The 17507-nt window shown below is 68.0% G+C and carries 8 protein-coding genes and 2 rRNA genes; 4 read left to right on the top strand and 6 right to left on the bottom strand.

The window, feature by feature from the left end:
- Positions 1 to 31: 31 nt before the first annotated feature.
- Positions 32 to 3144, bottom strand: a 23S ribosomal RNA gene (locus ACN265_RS13310).
- A gap of 389 nt (positions 3145 to 3533) precedes the next feature.
- Positions 3534 to 5048: ribosomal RNA gene (locus ACN265_RS13305) — 16S ribosomal RNA — on the bottom strand.
- Together the 16S and 23S rRNA genes form the textbook arrangement of a ribosomal RNA operon.
- A 1212-nt stretch (positions 5049 to 6260) precedes the next feature.
- Here ACN265_RS13305 and ACN265_RS13300 point away from each other — a divergent pair.
- Together ACN265_RS13300 and ACN265_RS13295 are read left to right on the top strand one after the other, a co-directional pair.
- Positions 6261 to 7607, top strand: coding sequence for a DivIVA domain-containing protein (locus ACN265_RS13300; RefSeq protein ID WP_357934739.1), 1347 nt, complete (start codon positions 6261 to 6263; stop codon positions 7605 to 7607).
- Positions 7608 to 7771: 164 nt separating this feature from the next.
- On the top strand, positions 7772 to 8518 hold the full coding sequence (locus ACN265_RS13295; protein WP_421407741.1) for an SAM-dependent methyltransferase: 747 nt from the start codon (positions 7772 to 7774) through the stop codon (positions 8516 to 8518).
- 128 nt (positions 8519 to 8646) lie between these two features.
- Here the strand turns inward: ACN265_RS13295 and ACN265_RS13290 are convergent, their stop codons facing one another.
- Positions 8647 to 9417: a nucleotidyltransferase domain-containing protein gene (locus tag ACN265_RS13290; protein ID WP_421407739.1), complete on the bottom strand. Its 771-nt coding sequence runs from the start codon at positions 9415 to 9417 to the stop codon at positions 8647 to 8649.
- Positions 9418 to 9567: 150 nt separating this feature from the next.
- On the opposite strand from ACN265_RS13290, the gene ACN265_RS13285 reads away from it, so the two are divergent.
- Entirely contained in the window at positions 9568 to 10539 is a 972-nt protein-coding gene (locus tag ACN265_RS13285; protein ID WP_204928539.1) for a helix-turn-helix domain-containing protein, read from the top strand.
- 209 nt (positions 10540 to 10748) lie between these two features.
- Positions 10749 to 11699 carry an alpha/beta fold hydrolase gene (locus ACN265_RS13280; RefSeq protein WP_204928538.1) on the top strand — a complete coding sequence of 317 codons (951 nt, stop codon included), beginning with the start codon at positions 10749 to 10751 and terminating at the stop codon, positions 11697 to 11699.
- Here the strand turns inward: ACN265_RS13280 and fxsT are convergent.
- Genes fxsT through ACN265_RS13265 form a run of 3 tightly spaced genes read right to left on the bottom strand, consistent with a single transcriptional unit; the run spans position 11693 to position 17434 of the window.
- The gene (gene fxsT / locus ACN265_RS13275; RefSeq protein WP_421407737.1) at positions 11693 to 15592 is read right to left on the bottom strand and encodes an FxSxx-COOH system tetratricopeptide repeat protein; all 3900 of its coding nucleotides are present in this window, start codon (positions 15590 to 15592) and stop codon (positions 11693 to 11695) included. The two genes, ACN265_RS13280 and fxsT, sit on opposite strands and share 7 nt — an antisense overlap.
- A complete protein-coding gene (locus tag ACN265_RS13270) occupies positions 15589 to 16761 on the bottom strand; it encodes a TIR-like protein FxsC (RefSeq protein WP_420117347.1) in 1173 nt (390 codons plus the stop codon). Before ACN265_RS13270 ends, fxsT begins: the two co-directional genes overlap by 4 nt.
- Positions 16748 to 17434, bottom strand: coding sequence for a TIR-like protein FxsC (locus ACN265_RS13265; RefSeq protein ID WP_204928535.1), 687 nt, complete (start codon positions 17432 to 17434; stop codon positions 16748 to 16750). Before ACN265_RS13265 ends, ACN265_RS13270 begins: the two co-directional genes overlap by 14 nt.
- Positions 17435 to 17507: the final 73 nt, after the last annotated feature.

Here is a 17507-nt window from a genome sequence, read left to right as displayed (position 1 = left end):
CAGAGTTGCACAGTGGACGCGTAGCAGCCTTGTTATCAAGTCCTCGGCCTATTAGTACCGGTCAACTCAACCCGTTACCGAGCTTACATTTCCGGCCTATCAACCCAGTCGTCTAGCTGGGGGCCTTACCCCCACAAAGTGGGGTGGGATACCTCATCTTGAAGCAGGCTTCCCGCTTAGATGCTTTCAGCGGTTATCCCTTCCGAACGTAGCTAACCAGCCGTGCCCCTGGCGGGACAACTGGCACACCAGAGGTTCGTCCGTCCCGGTCCTCTCGTACTAGGGACAGCCCTTCTCAAGTATCCTACGCGCACGGCGGATAGGGACCGAACTGTCTCACGACGTTCTAAACCCAGCTCGCGTACCGCTTTAATGGGCGAACAGCCCAACCCTTGGGACCTGCTACAGCCCCAGGATGCGACGAGCCGACATCGAGGTGCCAAACCATCCCGTCGATATGGACTCTTGGGGAAGATCAGCCTGTTATCCCCGGGGTACCTTTTATCCGTTGAGCGACACCGCTTCCACACGCAAGTGCCGGATCACTAGTCCCGACTTTCGTCCCTGCTCGACCTGTCAGTCTCACAGTCAAGCTCCCTTGTGCACTTGCACTCAACACCTGATTGCCAACCAGGCTGAGGGAACCTTTGGGCGCCTCCGTTACCCTTTAGGAGGCAACCGCCCCAGTTAAACTACCCACCAGACACTGTCCCTGAACCGGATAACGGTCCGAAGTTAGATACCCAAATCAACCAGAGTGGTATTTCAAGATTGCCTCCACCCATACTGGCGTACAGGTTTCACCGGCTCCCACCTATCCTACACAAGTCCATTCAGATACCAATGTCAAGCTATAGTAAAGGTCCCGGGGTCTTTCCGTCCTGCCGCGCGTAACGAGCATCTTTACTCGTACTGCAATTTCGCCGGGCCTGTGGTTGAGACAGTGGGGAAGTCGTTACGCCATTCGTGCAGGTCGGAACTTACCCGACAAGGAATTTCGCTACCTTAGGATGGTTATAGTTACCACCGCCGTTTACTGGCGCTTAAGTTCTCCGCTTCGCCCCCAAAAGGAGCTAACAGGTCCCCTTAACGTTCCAGCACCGGGCAGGCGTCAGTCCATATACATCGAATTACTTCTTCGCATGGACCTGTGTTTTTAGTAAACAGTCGCTTCCCCCTGCTCTCTGCGGCCATACAACGCTCCACCCGCACGGGGCTTCACGTCTCCGGCCCCCCTTCTCCCTAAGTTACGGGGGCAATTTGCCGAGTTCCTTAACCACAGTTCGCCCGATCGCCTCGGTATTCTCTACCTGACCACCTGTGTCGGTTTGGGGTACGGGCCGCTCAGAACTCGCTAGAGGCTTTTCTCGGCAGCATAGGATCACTGACTTCACCTGAATCGGCTCGGCATCACGTCTCAGCCCCATGACATGCGGATTTGCCTACATGTCGGCCTACACGCTTACCCCGGCACAACCACCGGCCGGGCTCAGCTACCTTCCTGCGTCACCCCATCGCTTGACTACTACCCGCCAGGTTCCCACGCTCCCCAACATCCGTCCGAAGACATCAGCCAGCTCGGGTGGTTAGCACAACGAGGTTCATCAGGGACGCTCTTTCGCGGGTACGGGAATATCAACCCGTTGTCCATCGACTACGCCTCTCGGCCTCGCCTTAGGTCCCGACTCACCCAGGGCGGATTAGCCTGGCCCTGGAACCCTTGGTCATCCGGCGGAAGGGTTTCTCACCCTTCTTTCGCTACTCATGCCTGCATTCTCACTCGTGCCGCGTCCACAACTGGGTCACCCCGCTGCTTCACCCCCGGCACGACGCTCCCCTACCCATCCACACACCTGCACAAGGAATCAAGTCCAAGCGAGATTAAAATGTGAATGCCACAGCTTCGGCGGTGTGCTTGAGCCCCGCTACATTGTCGGCGCGGAACCACTTGACCAGTGAGCTATTACGCACTCTTTAAAGGGTGGCTGCTTCTAAGCCAACCTCCTGGTTGTCTATGCGACCCCACATCCTTTTCCACTTAGCACACGCTTAGGGGCCTTAGCTGGTGATCTGGGCTGTTTCCCTCTCGACTACGAAGCTTATCCCCCGCAGTCTCACTGCCGCGCTCTCACTTACCGGCATTCGGAGTTTGGCTGATTTCGGTAAGCTTGTAGGCCCCCTAGACCATCCAGTGCTCTACCTCCGGCAAGAAACACACGACGCTGCACCTAAATGCATTTCGGGGAGAACCAGCTATCACGGAGTTTGATTGGCCTTTCACCCCTAACCACAGGTCATCCCCCAACTTTTCAACGTTGGTGGGTTCGGCCCTCCACGCGGTCTTACCCGCGCTTCAGCCTGCCCATGGCTAGATCACTCCGCTTCGGGTCTAGAACATGCGACTACGACGCCCTATTCAGACTCGCTTTCGCTACGGCTCCCCCACACGGGTTAACCTCGCCACATGCCACTAACTCGCAGGCTCATTCTTCAAAAGGCACGCCGTCACCCCGCAAGGCTCCGACGGATTGTAGGCGAACGGTTTCAGGTACTATTTCACTCCCCTCCCGGGGTACTTTTCACCATTCCCTCACGGTACTCGTCCGCTATCGGTCACCAGGAAGTATTTAGGCTTACCAGGTGGTCCTGGCAGATTCACGGCAGATTTCAGGAGTCCGCCGCTACTCGGGAACACCCACAGAAGATCAGCAACTTTCACCTACCGGACTCTCACCGACTACGGTTGGCTTTTCCACACCATTCGGCTAGCCACTGATTTTATAACTCCTCGAATGCATGTCAGTACACTCAGCAGGGTCCCACAACCCCGACCACGCAACCCCTGACAGGTATCACACGCAACCGGTTTAGCCTCAATCCGCTTTCGCTCGCCACTACTCACGGAATCACTACATTGTTTTCTCTTCCTACGGGTACTGAGATGTTTCACTTCCCCGCGTTCCCCCCACACACCCTATGTGTTCAGGTGCGGGTGACACCACATGACTGGTGCCAGGTTTCCCCATTCGGACACCCTGGGATCACAGCTTGGTTGACAGCTCCCCCAGGCCTATCGCGGCCTCCCACGTCCTTCATCGGCTCCTGGTGCCAAGGCATCCACCGTTCGCCCTTGACAACTTGACCACAAAGATGCTCGCGTCCACTGTGCAATTCTCAACAAACAACCAACCCACAACCCGAAAGCCCCACACCAGCAACCCCACCCCACCCCACAAGGCAGAACAGAATCCGGTATGCGAGACCAGGCCATGCCTGGCAGACCACCGAAGCTCACGCTCCAGAACAGTCCTCCGAAAAAACAACCTCAGGTTGTTCCTTCAGGACCCAACAGGGTGCTCACATCCCTCCACCAGCCGCACCAGGACCCCGTTCCCACCACCGAAGCAGCTGTACTAGGTATCCCGGCCGTTGCCAGGGAAAAACTTGCCAGTGTCTCCGCCATCTGAGCACCCCGACCCGACATTCGCAGGCCGCGGGCTCCATACCGGCTTTCACCGGATGGTGCTCCTTAGAAAGGAGGTGATCCAGCCGCACCTTCCGGTACGGCTACCTTGTTACGACTTCGTCCCAATCGCCAGCCCCACCTTCGACGGCTCCCTCCACAAGGGTTGGGCCACCGGCTTCGGGTGTTGCCGACTTTCGTGACGTGACGGGCGGTGTGTACAAGGCCCGGGAACGTATTCACCGCAGCGTTGCTGATCTGCGATTACTAGCGACTCCGACTTCACGGGGTCGAGTTGCAGACCCCGATCCGAACTGAGACCGGCTTTTTGGGATTCGCTCCACCTCACGGCATCGCAACCCATTGTACCGGCCATTGTAGCATGCGTGAAGCCCTGGACATAAGGGGCATGATGACTTGACGTCATCCCCACCTTCCTCCGAGTTGACCCCGGCAGTCTTCGATGAGTCCCCGCCATAACGCGCTGGCAACATCGAACGAGGGTTGCGCTCGTTGCGGGACTTAACCCAACATCTCACGACACGAGCTGACGACAGCCATGCACCACCTGTGACCGCCCCCGAAGGACCTCCCATCTCTGGAAGTTTTGCGGCCATGTCAAACCCAGGTAAGGTTCTTCGCGTTGCATCGAATTAATCCGCATGCTCCGCCGCTTGTGCGGGCCCCCGTCAATTCCTTTGAGTTTTAGCCTTGCGGCCGTACTCCCCAGGCGGGGCGCTTAATGCGTTAGCTGCGGCACAGGGAACCGGAGAGGCCCCCCACACCTAGCGCCCAACGTTTACAGCGTGGACTACCAGGGTATCTAATCCTGTTCGCTCCCCACGCTTTCGCTCCTCAGCGTCAGTATCGGCCCAGAGACCCGCCTTCGCCACCGGTGTTCCTCCTGATATCTGCGCATTTCACCGCTACACCAGGAATTCCAGTCTCCCCTACCGAACTCTAGCCTGCCCGTATCGACCGCAGGCTTGGGGTTGAGCCCCAAGTTTTCACGGTCGACGCGACAAGCCGCCTACGAGCTCTTTACGCCCAATAAATCCGGACAACGCTCGCACCCTACGTCTTACCGCGGCTGCTGGCACGTAGTTGGCCGGTGCTTCTTCTGCAGGTACCGTCACTTGCGCTTCGTCCCTGCTGAAAGAGGTTTACAACCCGAAGGCCGTCATCCCTCACGCGGCGTCGCTGCATCAGGCTTCCGCCCATTGTGCAATATTCCCCACTGCTGCCTCCCGTAGGAGTCTGGGCCGTGTCTCAGTCCCAGTGTGGCCGGTCGCCCTCTCAGGCCGGCTACCCGTCGTCGCCTTGGTAGGCCATCACCCCACCAACAAGCTGATAGGCCGCGAGCCCATCCCAGGCCGAAAAACTTTCCACCAAACCCCATGCAGGGCAAGGTCATATCCGGTATTAGCCCCCGTTTCCGAGGGTTATCCCAAAGCCTAGGGCAGGTTACTCACGTGTTACTCACCCGTTCGCCGCTCGAGTACCCCGAAGGGCCTTTCCGCTCGACTTGCATGTGTTAAGCACGCCGCCAGCGTTCGTCCTGAGCCAGGATCAAACTCTCCAACAAAAACCTGTTGAACAGCATCCTGACAACAAAAGTGTTGCCAAAGGAATCCCAGCCAACCAAACCCGAAGATTCGGCCAGCCCGGGGTATAAAACAATTGGCACTGGCTTTACAAGCACCCTGTTGAGTTCTCAAAGAACAACCACACACCACCCGAAAGCCCCGCAACAGCAGAACCCCCGACCTGGGGCATTTCCTTCACCACACCCCGCGCTCCCGCGCTGGGCACTTTTACTACGTTACCCGGTGGTATCCGCCATGTCAAACCGCTCTGTAGCGATCCACACCACTTCCACCACAATTTCCACACACCACAAACACACCCGGCTCACACCGGCAATGTCGTGGATTCCTGCAGGACGGCCGCCGCGGTTTCCCGCGTACTCGCCCGATTCCCTGCCGGCTGTTCACTCTACCCGGTCGGTTTCGCCTCACCACACCGACCCCCCGGGCCGATCCGGAAGCACCACCCGGGATCAGGAACCGCGCTCCGGCCTCCAGGTCTTTCGACCTGTTTCGTCCGTTCCGCGCTGACAGAGAGAAAGTTACGCGTCCGCCGAGATGATCGTCAAATCCGCAGGGGGCGTCTCCGGTCACATGGCGTGCCGGCATCCCGGGCCGGCCCGTTCAGCTCGCGCGACGTCCGCGGCTGAGCTGCGCAAAGACCACTGGGATGAGACCCGGATTGGCCGAACGGCCAGAACCTGCGACGACCGTCGACGACCACGCCGCGAGTTCGTGCCGCCACCGGTTGCACCGCGACCCCCTCCTTCGCGCACAGCTTCTGGTGCCGGAAGGAGAGGGCCGCACCCCTGCCGTCATCCCCGGTGTACCGGTCCTGTTCCCGGTGATCACCGGCTTCGGGTACGGGTTCCGCCGGAACGTGCGGCGCCCCGTGGCGCCGTCCACCGAGAACCCCCGCCCGCCCGGGGTGACTGTCCTGGTCAACCGCTCGGCGACGGTCAGACGCACCGTCCGGTGGGCAGACTGCTGCCGGTTGCCGCCACCACGCGGTCGCCGCAGCGCCGACGAGACTGACGGGCACCGATCCCGATCGCGTACGGCGGACCTGCTGGCCGGCCCGGACCGGTGCGTGAACCCCACCGGGGCCCGGTCGCCCGGGACACCGGCCGGCGGTAGTGTTTCGCCCCATCGCGGGCGTGGGGTCGCCCGCGCCGACCTGGATCACCGAGGAGTACGGAGGCTGGCGCCATATGTCCACCGGGGAGGAGTCGTACGCGTCGCGTGACGACGGGTCGACACGGCCGAGCTTCGAGCTCGCGCTGCGGGGCTACGACAAGCGGCAGGTGGACCGGTACGTCGAGCAGATGGACGGCGCACTGTCGACGTTGACCGCCGAGCGGGTCCAGGCGGCCGGCCAGATCCAGGGCCTGACCGCGCACATCCAGCGGTTGCAGGCGGAGCTGACCGAGTTGCGCCAGCGTCCCGTCCAGGTGGACCGGGCGTCCTTCCGTGACCTCGGGCCGATGGTGGACCAGATCCTCGCCCTGGCCGAGAAGCAGGCCGCCGTGATCACCGACACGGCCACCCAGCGGGCGAACCAGCTCCAGGGTGAGGCGGAGAAGACGCTGCTCGAGGCCCGGGAGCGGACCGCCCAGGCGCTGCGGGACCTGGACGAGGAACTAATCGCCCGCCGCGACGAGCAGGAGAAGGCGTACGAGGAACGGCGGACGGCGGCGGACGCCGAGCTGGCCGAGATCCGGGAGCGGGCCGAGAAGCTGCGGGCCGAGGGGGAGTCCGCCCACGAGCGGGCCCAGCAGGAGGCCAAGCGGATCAGCGAGCAGACCGCGAAGCAGATCACCCAGACCAGGGCCGCCGCGGAGGCGTTGACCAAGGCTGCCCGTACCCAGATCCAGCAGGAGATTCAGGCGGCCCGGACGCAGAGCCAGCAGGAGCTGGCCCAGTGGCAGGCCACGGTGGAGCGGGAGGTCGGCGAGCGGCGGGCCGCGGCCGAGCAGGAGCTGGCCGAGCAGCGGGCGGCGGCGGAACGGGAGCTGACCAACCAGCACAGCGCCGCCGAGCAGCAGATCGCCGCGTTGATCGCCGAGGCGCAGCAGTACGCCACCGAGGTCCGCCAGCGCGCCGACGAGCAGACCAGCAGCCACCAGGAGCAGCTCGCCACGGTGCAGCGGGAGATCGGCGACCGGCAGAAGGCCCTCGCCGAGGTGCAGGGCGAGCTGGAGACGGCCCGGGCGCAGTTGGCCGAGATCCAGCAGGAGGGTGACACCACCGAGCGGGAGTTGGCGCGTTCCCGGCAGCGGCTGGAGGAGGTGCGTCGCGACCTGACCGCCGAGAACCGACGGTTGGAGGAGGCCCGGCAGGCCGCCGAGAGTGTGGAGCGGCACGCCAAGGACGTCCGGGCCCGCGTGCAGCGGGAGGCGAAGCGGGTCGCCGACCTGGCCGCCGCCGCCGTGATGGCGGCTGCCGCCGGGGGCGGGGAGACCGCCGAGTACCCGACGGTGGCGGCCCGCCCCGCCGCCGGACCACCGGTCGAGGCGGCCACCGAACCGCCCGCCGACAAGGTGCCGACCAACGTCTGACGTGCGGTCCGGCCCGGGGCGAATTCGCTGTGCCCCGGGCCGGTGGGGACGTAACCTGACGGCCCCGTCACCACGACCAGCGAACGAGGTGTGTCCCGTGCCCGTGCTCCGTGTGCCGACCGTCCGCTTTCCGCGTCCGTCCACGCACCTCCGGAGTCATCGACATGGATCTCGACCGTAGTTTCGTCATCCGCGAAGGCGACCTTCGCATCCTCAACCCGTTCGACGCCGACAAGCTGGCCACCCTGGGCCGGGTGATCCGGCTGCGTCACGACGACACCCTGCTCGACCTGTGCAGCGGCAAGGGTGAACTGCTCTGCACCTGGGCCCGCGCACACGGGGTCCGGGGCACCGGTGTCGACATCAGCACCGCGTTCACCGCCGCCGCCCGGCGTCGGGCGGAAGCACTCGGCGTGGCCGACCGGGTCCGTTTCGTCCACGACGACGCCGCCGGGTACGTCCACCCGGTACCGGTCGACGTGGCCGCCTGTATCGGGGCGACCTGGATCGGCGGGGGTGTCACCGGCACCATCGACCTGCTGGCGCGGGCGCTGCGTCCGGGCGGGATGCTGCTGGTCGGGGAGCCGTACTGGCGGCGGGAACCGCCGGACCAGGAGACCGTCGCCGCGTGCCACGCCACCGTGCGGGACGACTTCGACGATCTTCCCGGGCTGATCGGCCGCATGCAGGGGCACGGCTGGGACGTGGTCGAGATGGTCCTCGCCGACCAGGACAGTTGGGACCGGTACGCCGCAGCGCACTGGCTGACCCTGCGCCGTTGGCTGGACGCGCATCCCGACGACGCGCTCGCCGGGTCGTTCCGGCGGGAGCTGACCGAGGACCCGCTGCGGCACGTCCGGTACCGGCGGGAGTACCTGGGCTGGGGTGTCTTCGCCCTGCTGCGGCGCTGACCCGGCCGGGGGCGGTCCGTCAGGGCCGCCCCCGGCCTGCCTGCGGCGACGCGGACCGGCGCGGGCTGTGCGAACCCGGCGGCTGGTCGCGGTGGGAGGGCGAAGCGGCACCGGTGGGCGTCGAGCGGTCAGCCGGCGGTGATCTCGTCGAGCACCCGCTGTTGGAAGGCGCGGGCCGCGGCGGCGGTCGGCGGGGGGCCGCCGGCACGGGCGTCGACGCAGCGACGCACCAGTTCGAGGTCGCCGCCGAGGGCGATCGCCCGGTGGCCGGCAGCGACCTTGGAGAGCCAGTCGCCGTCACGGAGGCGGACCAGCGCGCGGCAGGCGTTCAGCACCGCGTCCTCCGCGCCGGGGGCGGGGGCGTCCCCGGGTGGGACGGGCCGGGCCAGCCACCAGCGCAGCGCCGCCACCGTCAGCGTGCGCAGGTCGTCCGGGGACAGGTCGGCGAACATCTCACCGGGGGGCGGGCCGGTCAGCCGGTGGCCCCGCTGGTGCAGGATGCTGCGGTCCAGGCCGTACCAGAACCGGCCGTCGGCGGCGGGCCGTTCGGACGGGTCGAGGGTGGCCCGCAACGGCATCGCCGCCCCGGTGTTGAGTTCCACCTCGAAGCCCGGCTCGCCGGTGCCGGAGGCGGCCACCGCACGGGTGTAGACGACCAGTTCGAGGCCGCGTGCCGGACAGGGCAGCGCCTCGTGCCGCAGCCGGGTGACCAGTTCCTGCCGGGTGGGTCGGGGTAGCGCGTCCCGGCAGACCAACACCACGTCCACGTCGCTGCGGCCCGGCTGGTATGCGTCCAGCGCCACCGATCCGGCGGCGTAGGCGCCCACCAGATCCGACCCGAGCACGTCCCGGGCGGTGCCGACCAGGTCGGCGAGGTAGCGGTGCACGGTGGTGTCCATGCCGGTCATCCTGCCGCCCGCGCCGGTGGCCGTCGTGGTGCGGCTGCGGCGGGTCGGGTAAGGGCCGCCGGGCGGCGTCGGGTTGGGGGGACCCCTGGCGCGGACGCCACGGGTGGGACAGACTTGAGGCCCGACAACGAGGACGGGGGCATGGGCAGCTCCACACAGGACGATGCGGCGGCGGATTTCGTGCGGGAACTGACCCACTGGCGTCACCAGCGGGGCATGTCCAAGAAGGAGCTGGCCGAACGCACCGGTTTCGACCCGTCGTACGTCAGCCACATCGAGAACGGTCGGCACCAACCCACCGAGGAGTTCGCCCGGCGGGTCGAGCTGGTGTTGGACAGCGGCAACCGGATCTGGCAGCAGTACGTCGCCTTCGCCGACAGCCGTGGCGCCGGGGGCCGCCGTTCCCCGCTCGGCCCGACCGCGGTTCCGCCCCCGGCCGGGTCGCATCTGGTGATCGAGGACGAGCAGGCCAGCCTCTCCCTCGTCGACGGGGTGTACGAGTGCCGGTTCCGGCGGGTGCTGCACAGCGTGGGCACCGAGCCGATCACCCGGCACACCGTGCAGATCGACATCGACCGGTTCCCCGACGATCCGGCCCGGTCGACGGTCTTCCACGGTCGCCATCCACTCACCATCGACGAGGTCGACTTCCGGGCGACCATCGGCGTCGACCAACCGGAGCCGATGCGGTGGCGGGTCGGGCGCAGCCGGGACGCCTTCCTCAAGATCGTGCTGTTGCTCGACGGCGGGGGCACCCCGGTGCCGCTCTATCCCGGCCAGCGCACCGTGGTGGACTACTCCTACCGGGTGCCGGCGTGGAAGTTCGGCGACTGGTTGCAACGGGACATCCGGCTGCCCACCCGCAACCTGGTGATCCGGCTCGACTTCCCGGCCGAGACGGGCCCCACCGTCTGGGGCAACGAGACCTCGTTCACCGCGGAGAGCAGCGCCGAGGTGCGCCCGGACGGTCGGGAACGGCAGGGGCGGATCGCGTACGAGTGGGTGGTGTCGCGGCCCCGGTTGCGGGCGCAGTACCGGGTGGAGTGGCGCTATGCCGATCCGCGCGCCGCGCTGGTCGACGCGCCGTCGGATATCCGACCTCTGGCCTGCTGAACGCCGCTGTCGATTCGTCCGGACGTTCCGAACGGACGGGCCGACAGGTGTCGTTTCCGACAGATCCGGCCCGTTGTTCGGGCTCGCCATAGCGGTGCGGCGGGCCCGACCGTTAGGCTCGAAGGCTGAACGGGGACGACGAAAACATCGTTTCCGCTCGATGCGGGTTGCGAGTATTTGCTGGTAGTGGCACCGGAAGGCAGGCTGGAGTGACCCGAGAAGGTGAGCCTGGGCCGCGATACGCCCACCGCGCGGACAACAAGCGGGTGGCGTACGAGGAGACCGGTGCTCCCGACGGGTTCCCCGTCTTCCTGATGCACGGCACGCCCGGCAGTCGGCGGGGGCCGAAACCCCGGGGCATCGTGCTCTACCGGATGGGCATCCGGTTGATCGCCTACGACCGCCCCGGTTACGGCGACTCCGAGCGGTTCGAGGGTCGGGACGTGGCCGACGCCGCGCGGGACGTGGAGGCCATCGCCGACCAGCTCGACCTGGACCGGTTCGCGGTCGCCGGCCGCTCCGGTGGCGGGCCGCACGCGCTGGCCTGCGCCGCCGACGAACGCCTGCACGGCCGGGTGAGCCGGGTCGCGGTGCTGGTCAGCCTTGCCCCCTCGGACGCCACCGGCCTGGACTGGTTCGACGGCATGAACACCGACAACCAACGGGGTTTCGGGGCCGAACGGCCGGACACCGACGCCGTGGTGGAGGAGATCCGGCAGCGGGCCGCCCGAGCCGCCGAGGACCCCCGGTTCCTGCTGCGGGACCTGATGACGCAGATGGGCCTCCCCGACCGCCGGGCGATCAACGACGCGGCGCTGCGCGGCATCATCTTCGACACCTACCAGGAGGCGTTGCGCACCGGCCCGTACGGCTGGATCGACGACGTGCTGGCGTTGCGCCGGAACTGGAAGTTCGACCTCGACGCGATCGACACCAGGGCCACCCCGGTGCGGCTGTGGCACGGCGCGGAGGACACCTTCGCCCCGGCCAGCCACGGCCGCTGGTTGGCCGAGCGGATTCCGGGCGCCGAGATCGAGGTGCAGCCGGGCGCGGCCCATTTCGACGCCATGCAACAACTGCCCCGCATCCTGCGCTGGCTGAGCGAAGCGGGGACGCCGGTGAACTCTGATGTGCTCATCGGCGCCCAGCCCGGTCAGTAGGGATGCGGGTCGAGGACCCGCCGCACGTACCGCCCGTCGCGCAGCACCACCACGCTCGGGTGTTCCTGCCCGATCCGGTCGGCGAGCCGGTCCGCCAGCCGCATCCGCCCGATGCTGACCACTCCCCCGCTCGCCGCCTGCCGGGCCGTCTCCACGTTGCCGAGGCTGCGCAGCGTGTCCGGGTGGTCGGCCCCCAGCACCGCGGTCAGCCTGGCCACCACGGCCTGCAACCGGGTGAGGCCCTCCTCGGCCTGCCCGGTGAGGAGGGTGAAGACGGCGGCGTTGTTGTCCGCGCCCATGCTGAACGGATGCTCGGGTCCGAGCACCTCCCGCAGCCCGTCGGCCGCGGCCACGGTGAACGCGTACGCCTCCTCCTGCACCCCCGCGTCCCACAGGGCCACCCCCCGGTTGAGTTCACACACCAGCGTGTAGGGGTGCCGTGCCCCGAACACCTGGGTGAGGGTCTGCTGCACCTCCTCCAACTCCGAGCGTGCCTGCACCCCCTGCCCCTGGAGCATCAGGTTGGCCGTCCGGCTCAACCGGCACAGCAACGTGTCCGGGTTGGTCGGCCCGACGGTGGAGCGCAGCCGGGTGTAGGCGTCGTCGAGCAGCCGGCCCGCCTCGGCGATCCGGCCGGTGCTGCGCAGCGACGTCGCCAGGTTCGCCTGCGCGGTGAGCACGGGCCGGAAATCCTCGCCGAAAACGCGGCGGTACACCTCGACCACCTCCCCCAGCAACGCCACCGAGGCGCGGTAGTCCCCGGTCTCCCGCAGGTCACGCGCGTAGTTGTTGGCCGAGAGCAAGGTCCGGGGATGCTCGGGGCCGAGCACGACCCGCAGCCTGCGGTAGGTCGTCTGGTCGATGTCGAGCGCGCGGGCGAAGTCGCCGGAGAGCCGGTAGGAAGCGGCCAGGTTGTTGGCCGCGTTCAGGGTGCGCCGGTGGTCCTCCCCGAACACCTCCACGGACGCGTCGTAGGTTCGCAGATCCTGCTCCAGAGCCTGCTGGTAGCGGCCGAGGGCACGCAGGTCCGCCGCGTACCCGCCGGCGGTCATCAGGGTGTACGGGTGGCTCTCGCCGATCAGCTCCTCCTGCTGGCGTAGGGTCGCCTCGTCGAGGGTCAGGGCCTGCTCGAACTGGCCGAGGTTGCGCAGCAGGTTGGCCCGGTTGAAGCGCAGGTTGAGCAGCTGCACGCGCAGCGACCGGTGGGCGCCGGTCTCCGGGGACAGCCCCTCCAGCATCGTCGTCCAGGTCTTGTCCGCGTCCTGGGCGTACTGTGCGCCCTGTTCGAAGCCGCCGTTGAGGAAGATGTACCGGACCCGGTCGATGACCAGCTGCCGGACCGTGTCGTCGTGGCAGGACACCGCCTCGGATCCGTCCAGGTGCGGCCACAGGTGCCGGTAGCCGGACTGGAAGGCCGGGTCGTCCACCTCGCCGGAGGGGCGGGAACCGGCGAGGATGCGGTGCACGTCGTGCTTGACCTCGGCCAGCTCCCGCTCGGACATCCGGGACCGCAACGCCGCCTGCAGCAGCCGGTGGATCTGCACCCGCTGGGCGTGCAGGTCCACCTTGATCAGGGCGAGCCGGTTGATCCGCTGGACCAGCGCGGCGGCGATGTCCCGCTCGGAGACCCGGTCGGTGACCTGCGCGGCGACCAGTTCGTCGTGCGGGGCGATGACCTTCGCCACCTGGTCGCCGTAGAGCAGGTCGAGGGCGATGTCGGGGGCGAGCACCGAACCGAGCTGCAGCAGCCGGTAGGCGCCCGGGGACTGCTTCCGCAGGCCGGCCAGGGAGCGGCCCCACACGTCGCTGTCCGGGCCGGTGCGGGCCAGCCCGGCCAGGTAGGTGGCGACCGAGTCGGGGCTCTCCGCCAGCCATGCGCCGGCCAGCGCCACCAGGATCGGCACGTCCTCCACCGCCTCGGCGACCTGCTGCGCCTCGGCCACGGTCATGCCCCGGCGGCTGGTCCGGCCGATCAGGTGGCTGACGCTCTCGCCGCGCTGGAAGGCGTCCACGTCGACCGCGCGGGCCAGGTCACCCCAGTCCGGGTTGCGGGTGGTCACCAGCACGTGCCCCTCGCCCTGGGGGAGGTAGTCCCGGACGTGCTCGTACTGGTCGACGTTGTCGAAGACGATCAGCCAACGCAGGGGCGGCCCGTCGGCGCCCCGGCCGCCACCGTGGCTGAACCAGTCCCGCACCGCCCGGGCGTTGTCCGGCACGCTCTGCAGGTCGGGCAGGTTGAGCCGGCGGCCCAGGTCGGCGAAGCGGACGTCGATGAACTGCACCGGGTCGGCTTCCACCCACCAGATCACGTCGTACGCGCCGTGGAAGCGGTAGGCGTACTCGGTGGCGAGCTGGGTCTTGCCGATGCCGGCCCCGCCGCGCAGCGCCACCGGGACCCGTTCCCGGGCCGCCGTCTTCAGCTCCTCGCGGAGGGTCAGCAGCAGCCGGTCCCGGCCGGTGAACCGCACGTTGCGCGCCGGGGCGTAGAAGACGAGCGGTTCGACGCCCGGGTAGCGGGTCGCCGGCACCGGCCGGTCCCGGCCGTCGGTGGGCCGGCCGACCAGCTCCCACACCTGCTCGGCGGCGGCCGCGGCGCCCCGCTCGTAGACGGTCGCCCAACTGCCGGGCGGGGTGTCCACCGACGGGGTGGTGTCGTCCAGGTGCAGCGCGAGCGCCGGGGAACCCGCGGCACCGCCGAGGGCCCGGCGGGCGGCCAGGGAGGAGCGGGACACCAGGTGCAGCTCGCGGGAGGCCGTGCCGGCCGGCACCGCCGCCGGGGCACCCAGCGGGGTGGCCAGCACCCGCAGGTCGGCGGCGTGCAGCGCGGACTGCACCCACTCCGCCCACGCCTGGTCCTCCGGCACGTACCGCAGCACGATCAGCTCGTCGACGATCACCGGTTTGCGTTCGAAGCGTTGGAAGGTCTGCCGGCGCAGCCCCTCGTCCATCCGGGGCAGCCCGGCGACCGTGCCGTTGGTGATGTGCCGGGTCAGCGCCTCGTACGCCGACAGCAGCCCCCGGCTGCCCGGCACGTCGCCGAACGTCGCCAGGGTCTCCTCGTAGGCGTAGTAGGCGCGGTAGGGGACCTCGACGGAGAGCCAGTAGTCCTGCCGTTCCAGCTCGGTCATGCCGCTGGGCAGCCCGGTGAAGCGTTGCATGGCCAACGCCCGGCCGGCGTCGGTCTTGGTCTTCTCCCCCTCGTCGACCCGCATCGGCACCGGCAGCACCCGGCGGGCGCGGCGTCCCTCGTAGCCGCGGACCCGGGTGGCGACCGAGGCGGCACCGTCGATGCCCTGGTCGCTGAGGGTGAAGCAGTCGACCAGCACGTCGGGCAGGTGGATGGTGCAGATCTCGGCGACGTCGCTGATGCCGGTGCGGCTGTCGATCAGGGTGTAGTCGTAGTGCCGCTTCATGTCCGCCCGCAGCGCGTCGAAGAACTGCGCGCCGCCGAGCCGGTTGTAGAAGTTGTCCCAGTTCAACCCGGTGACGCTGGTGGCGTAGTCGGGGTTGTGCCGGCCGGCGAGCAGCAGGTCCAGGGTGCCGCCGCCGGGGAACTCCCAGCTCACCGAGAAGGCGTACTTGTGGACCCGGGCGTACTGGCGGTGCCAGTCGCCGGGGCGGGAGTCGTCGCCGGCCTGCCGGCGGCGGGCGTTCTCCCACTCGTACTCCAGGATCAGGTCCATCACGCCGCCGGTGGAGGCGACCTGGTCCGGATCGAGGAACGGCGCGAAGAACCGGTGCAGGCCGGGGGATTCCAGGTCCCAGTCGGCGACGAGCACCTGGTGGCCGTTCGCGGCGAGGATCCAGGCGGTGTTCGCCAGCGCCATGGTGCGACCGGTGCCACCCTTGTACGAGTAGAAGGTGACGACCTGGCCGTCGCGGGGTGGAGTCATCGTTCTGCCTTCCCTCGCCGTACGTCGAACGGTCCGACCGGCCCCAGGCTCGGCTTCGGATCGTGCGGGCCTTCCGGCGGATCGACCGGCCCGTGCCGGAGGAACTGTTTGCGCGCCTCGGTGACCAGCAGCGGCGCGCAGCGCTCGAACTCGTCGATGGTGCGCACCGGCAACACCCGGGGGAACCGGGCGTTCTGCAAGGTACCGGCGATCTCCTCGGGTGCCTGCTCGCCACGCGCATGGTCGGCGGCGATGACGAGCGGGACCACCCACTGCGGCAGCCCGTCGAGCGCGGCGCGGGCGGCCTCGACCCCGACCCCGGCGTCCACCAGCACCACCGCCGGACTGTGCGGGGCCCGGTCGCGGGCCTCGGCCAGCCCGACCACCCGGGTGGGCAGACCGAGCCGCTCGGCGGTCGCGGCCACGTAGTCGGCGACCGCCAACTGGTGCTGGTCGCCGTAGGGCCGCCAGCGGGCCTGGTCGGCGGCGAGGGTGGTGACCACCAGCGCGGCGCCCGGACCGTCGGGGACCGGCCTGCTGATCAGGGCCGCCGCCCGGGAGCGGGCGAGCGGTTGCTGCTCGGTCACCGTGACGATCCGGTCGGCCAGCGCGTCGCGTAGCCGCCGGTACTGCGGGCCGTAGGCGCTGAGCTTGCACAGCGCGCGCAGCCCGTTCTCGGCGTAGTCGGCGCGGTCGTCGGGGTGGTCGGGGTGGTCGGTCACCGACAGCGCCTGGACGATCTCGGGGCGGTCCTCCCAGGACGGCAGCGGCATCCACAGCACCGGCAGCACGTGCCGGTCGGCGTGTCCCGCCGGCAGCCGGGCCAGCCGGCTGCGGAACGAGTCCCGTTCGCCCAGCGCCCAGGCGTTGCGGAAGTAGTTCGGCGAATAGAGCGGCACGAACACGTGCGCGAGGCTCAACGCGTCGGTGAGGGTGCGGCGCAGGTCGGCGCCGGGGACGACCTGGCCGTCGAAGAAGCCCGCCTCGATCTCGACGGTGCGCCGGGGATGCTCCCGGACCGACTTGGCGAGGTCCTGGAAGAACTTGCCGACCCAGTAGTCGGTGTCCGGCCGGGCGGCGTCGGACAGCGGGACGGAGTGCGCGTAACTGAGGAAGAAGTAGGTCTCCTGCCCGGGCGTCCCGACCGGCGAGGGGTCAGACCAGGTCATGCCCGTCCTCCTCGAACCGGTCGCGCAGCTGCCGCAGGTCGGTCGTGACCGCCGGCTCGACCCAGTGCGTGCGGTACGCGCGGGCGATCCGCTGGGCCAGCCGCCAGACCACCGCGTCGTAGGCGTCCTTGCCGTTGCTGCCGAGGCTGAGCAGGCCGTAGATGCCCTCCTCGTGGTACTGCGGGGCGATGTCCGAGGGTAACCGGGTGGGGGTGAACATCTGCCGCCGCGACACGACCTCGGGCACCCGTCGACGGTCCACCACCGACCAGTTGACCGGGATCACCGGCGTCTCCCCCACCGACGGTTCGGCGTCCGGGCGGGGTACGGCCCGCCGCCGGGTGAACGCGTCCCACTCCCGGGCACACCACTGGCTGCGCAGGTACTGCGGCGAGACGAGCGGGATGAAGACCTGGCAGTGGCCGGCGGCGAAGGCGAGATCGTCGGTCCACAGCTGCCCTCCGTCGAGCATCTGGTCCATGAAGCCGGCCATGCGGCCCGGGCCGAGGCCGAGCAGTTCGACGACGTGGTCGGAGAGGTCGACGAAGAGCTGGGAGACCTTCTTGTTGTTGTCCCGTGGGGGCGCGACCGCCCGGGGTCGGGTGCGGGTGCGGGCGTAGCTGAGGAAGAACACGGGGGCGCTCTCGTCCTCCCGGAACTGTTCCTCCACCACCTACCGCTCCCGCCCGGCGTCGCCGCTCCCGGCCGACCACAGTATCGACAGGTGCCAACCCAGCGCTGTCCCG

Origin of the sequence: Micromonospora sp. WMMD730 (assembly GCF_049178955.1) — a bacterium.
GTDB classification, from domain to species: domain Bacteria; phylum Actinomycetota; class Actinomycetes; order Mycobacteriales; family Micromonosporaceae; genus Micromonospora; species Micromonospora wenchangensis.
Note: the sequence above shows the minus strand (reverse complement) of the source record. Positions and strands in the feature narration are given on the sequence as shown.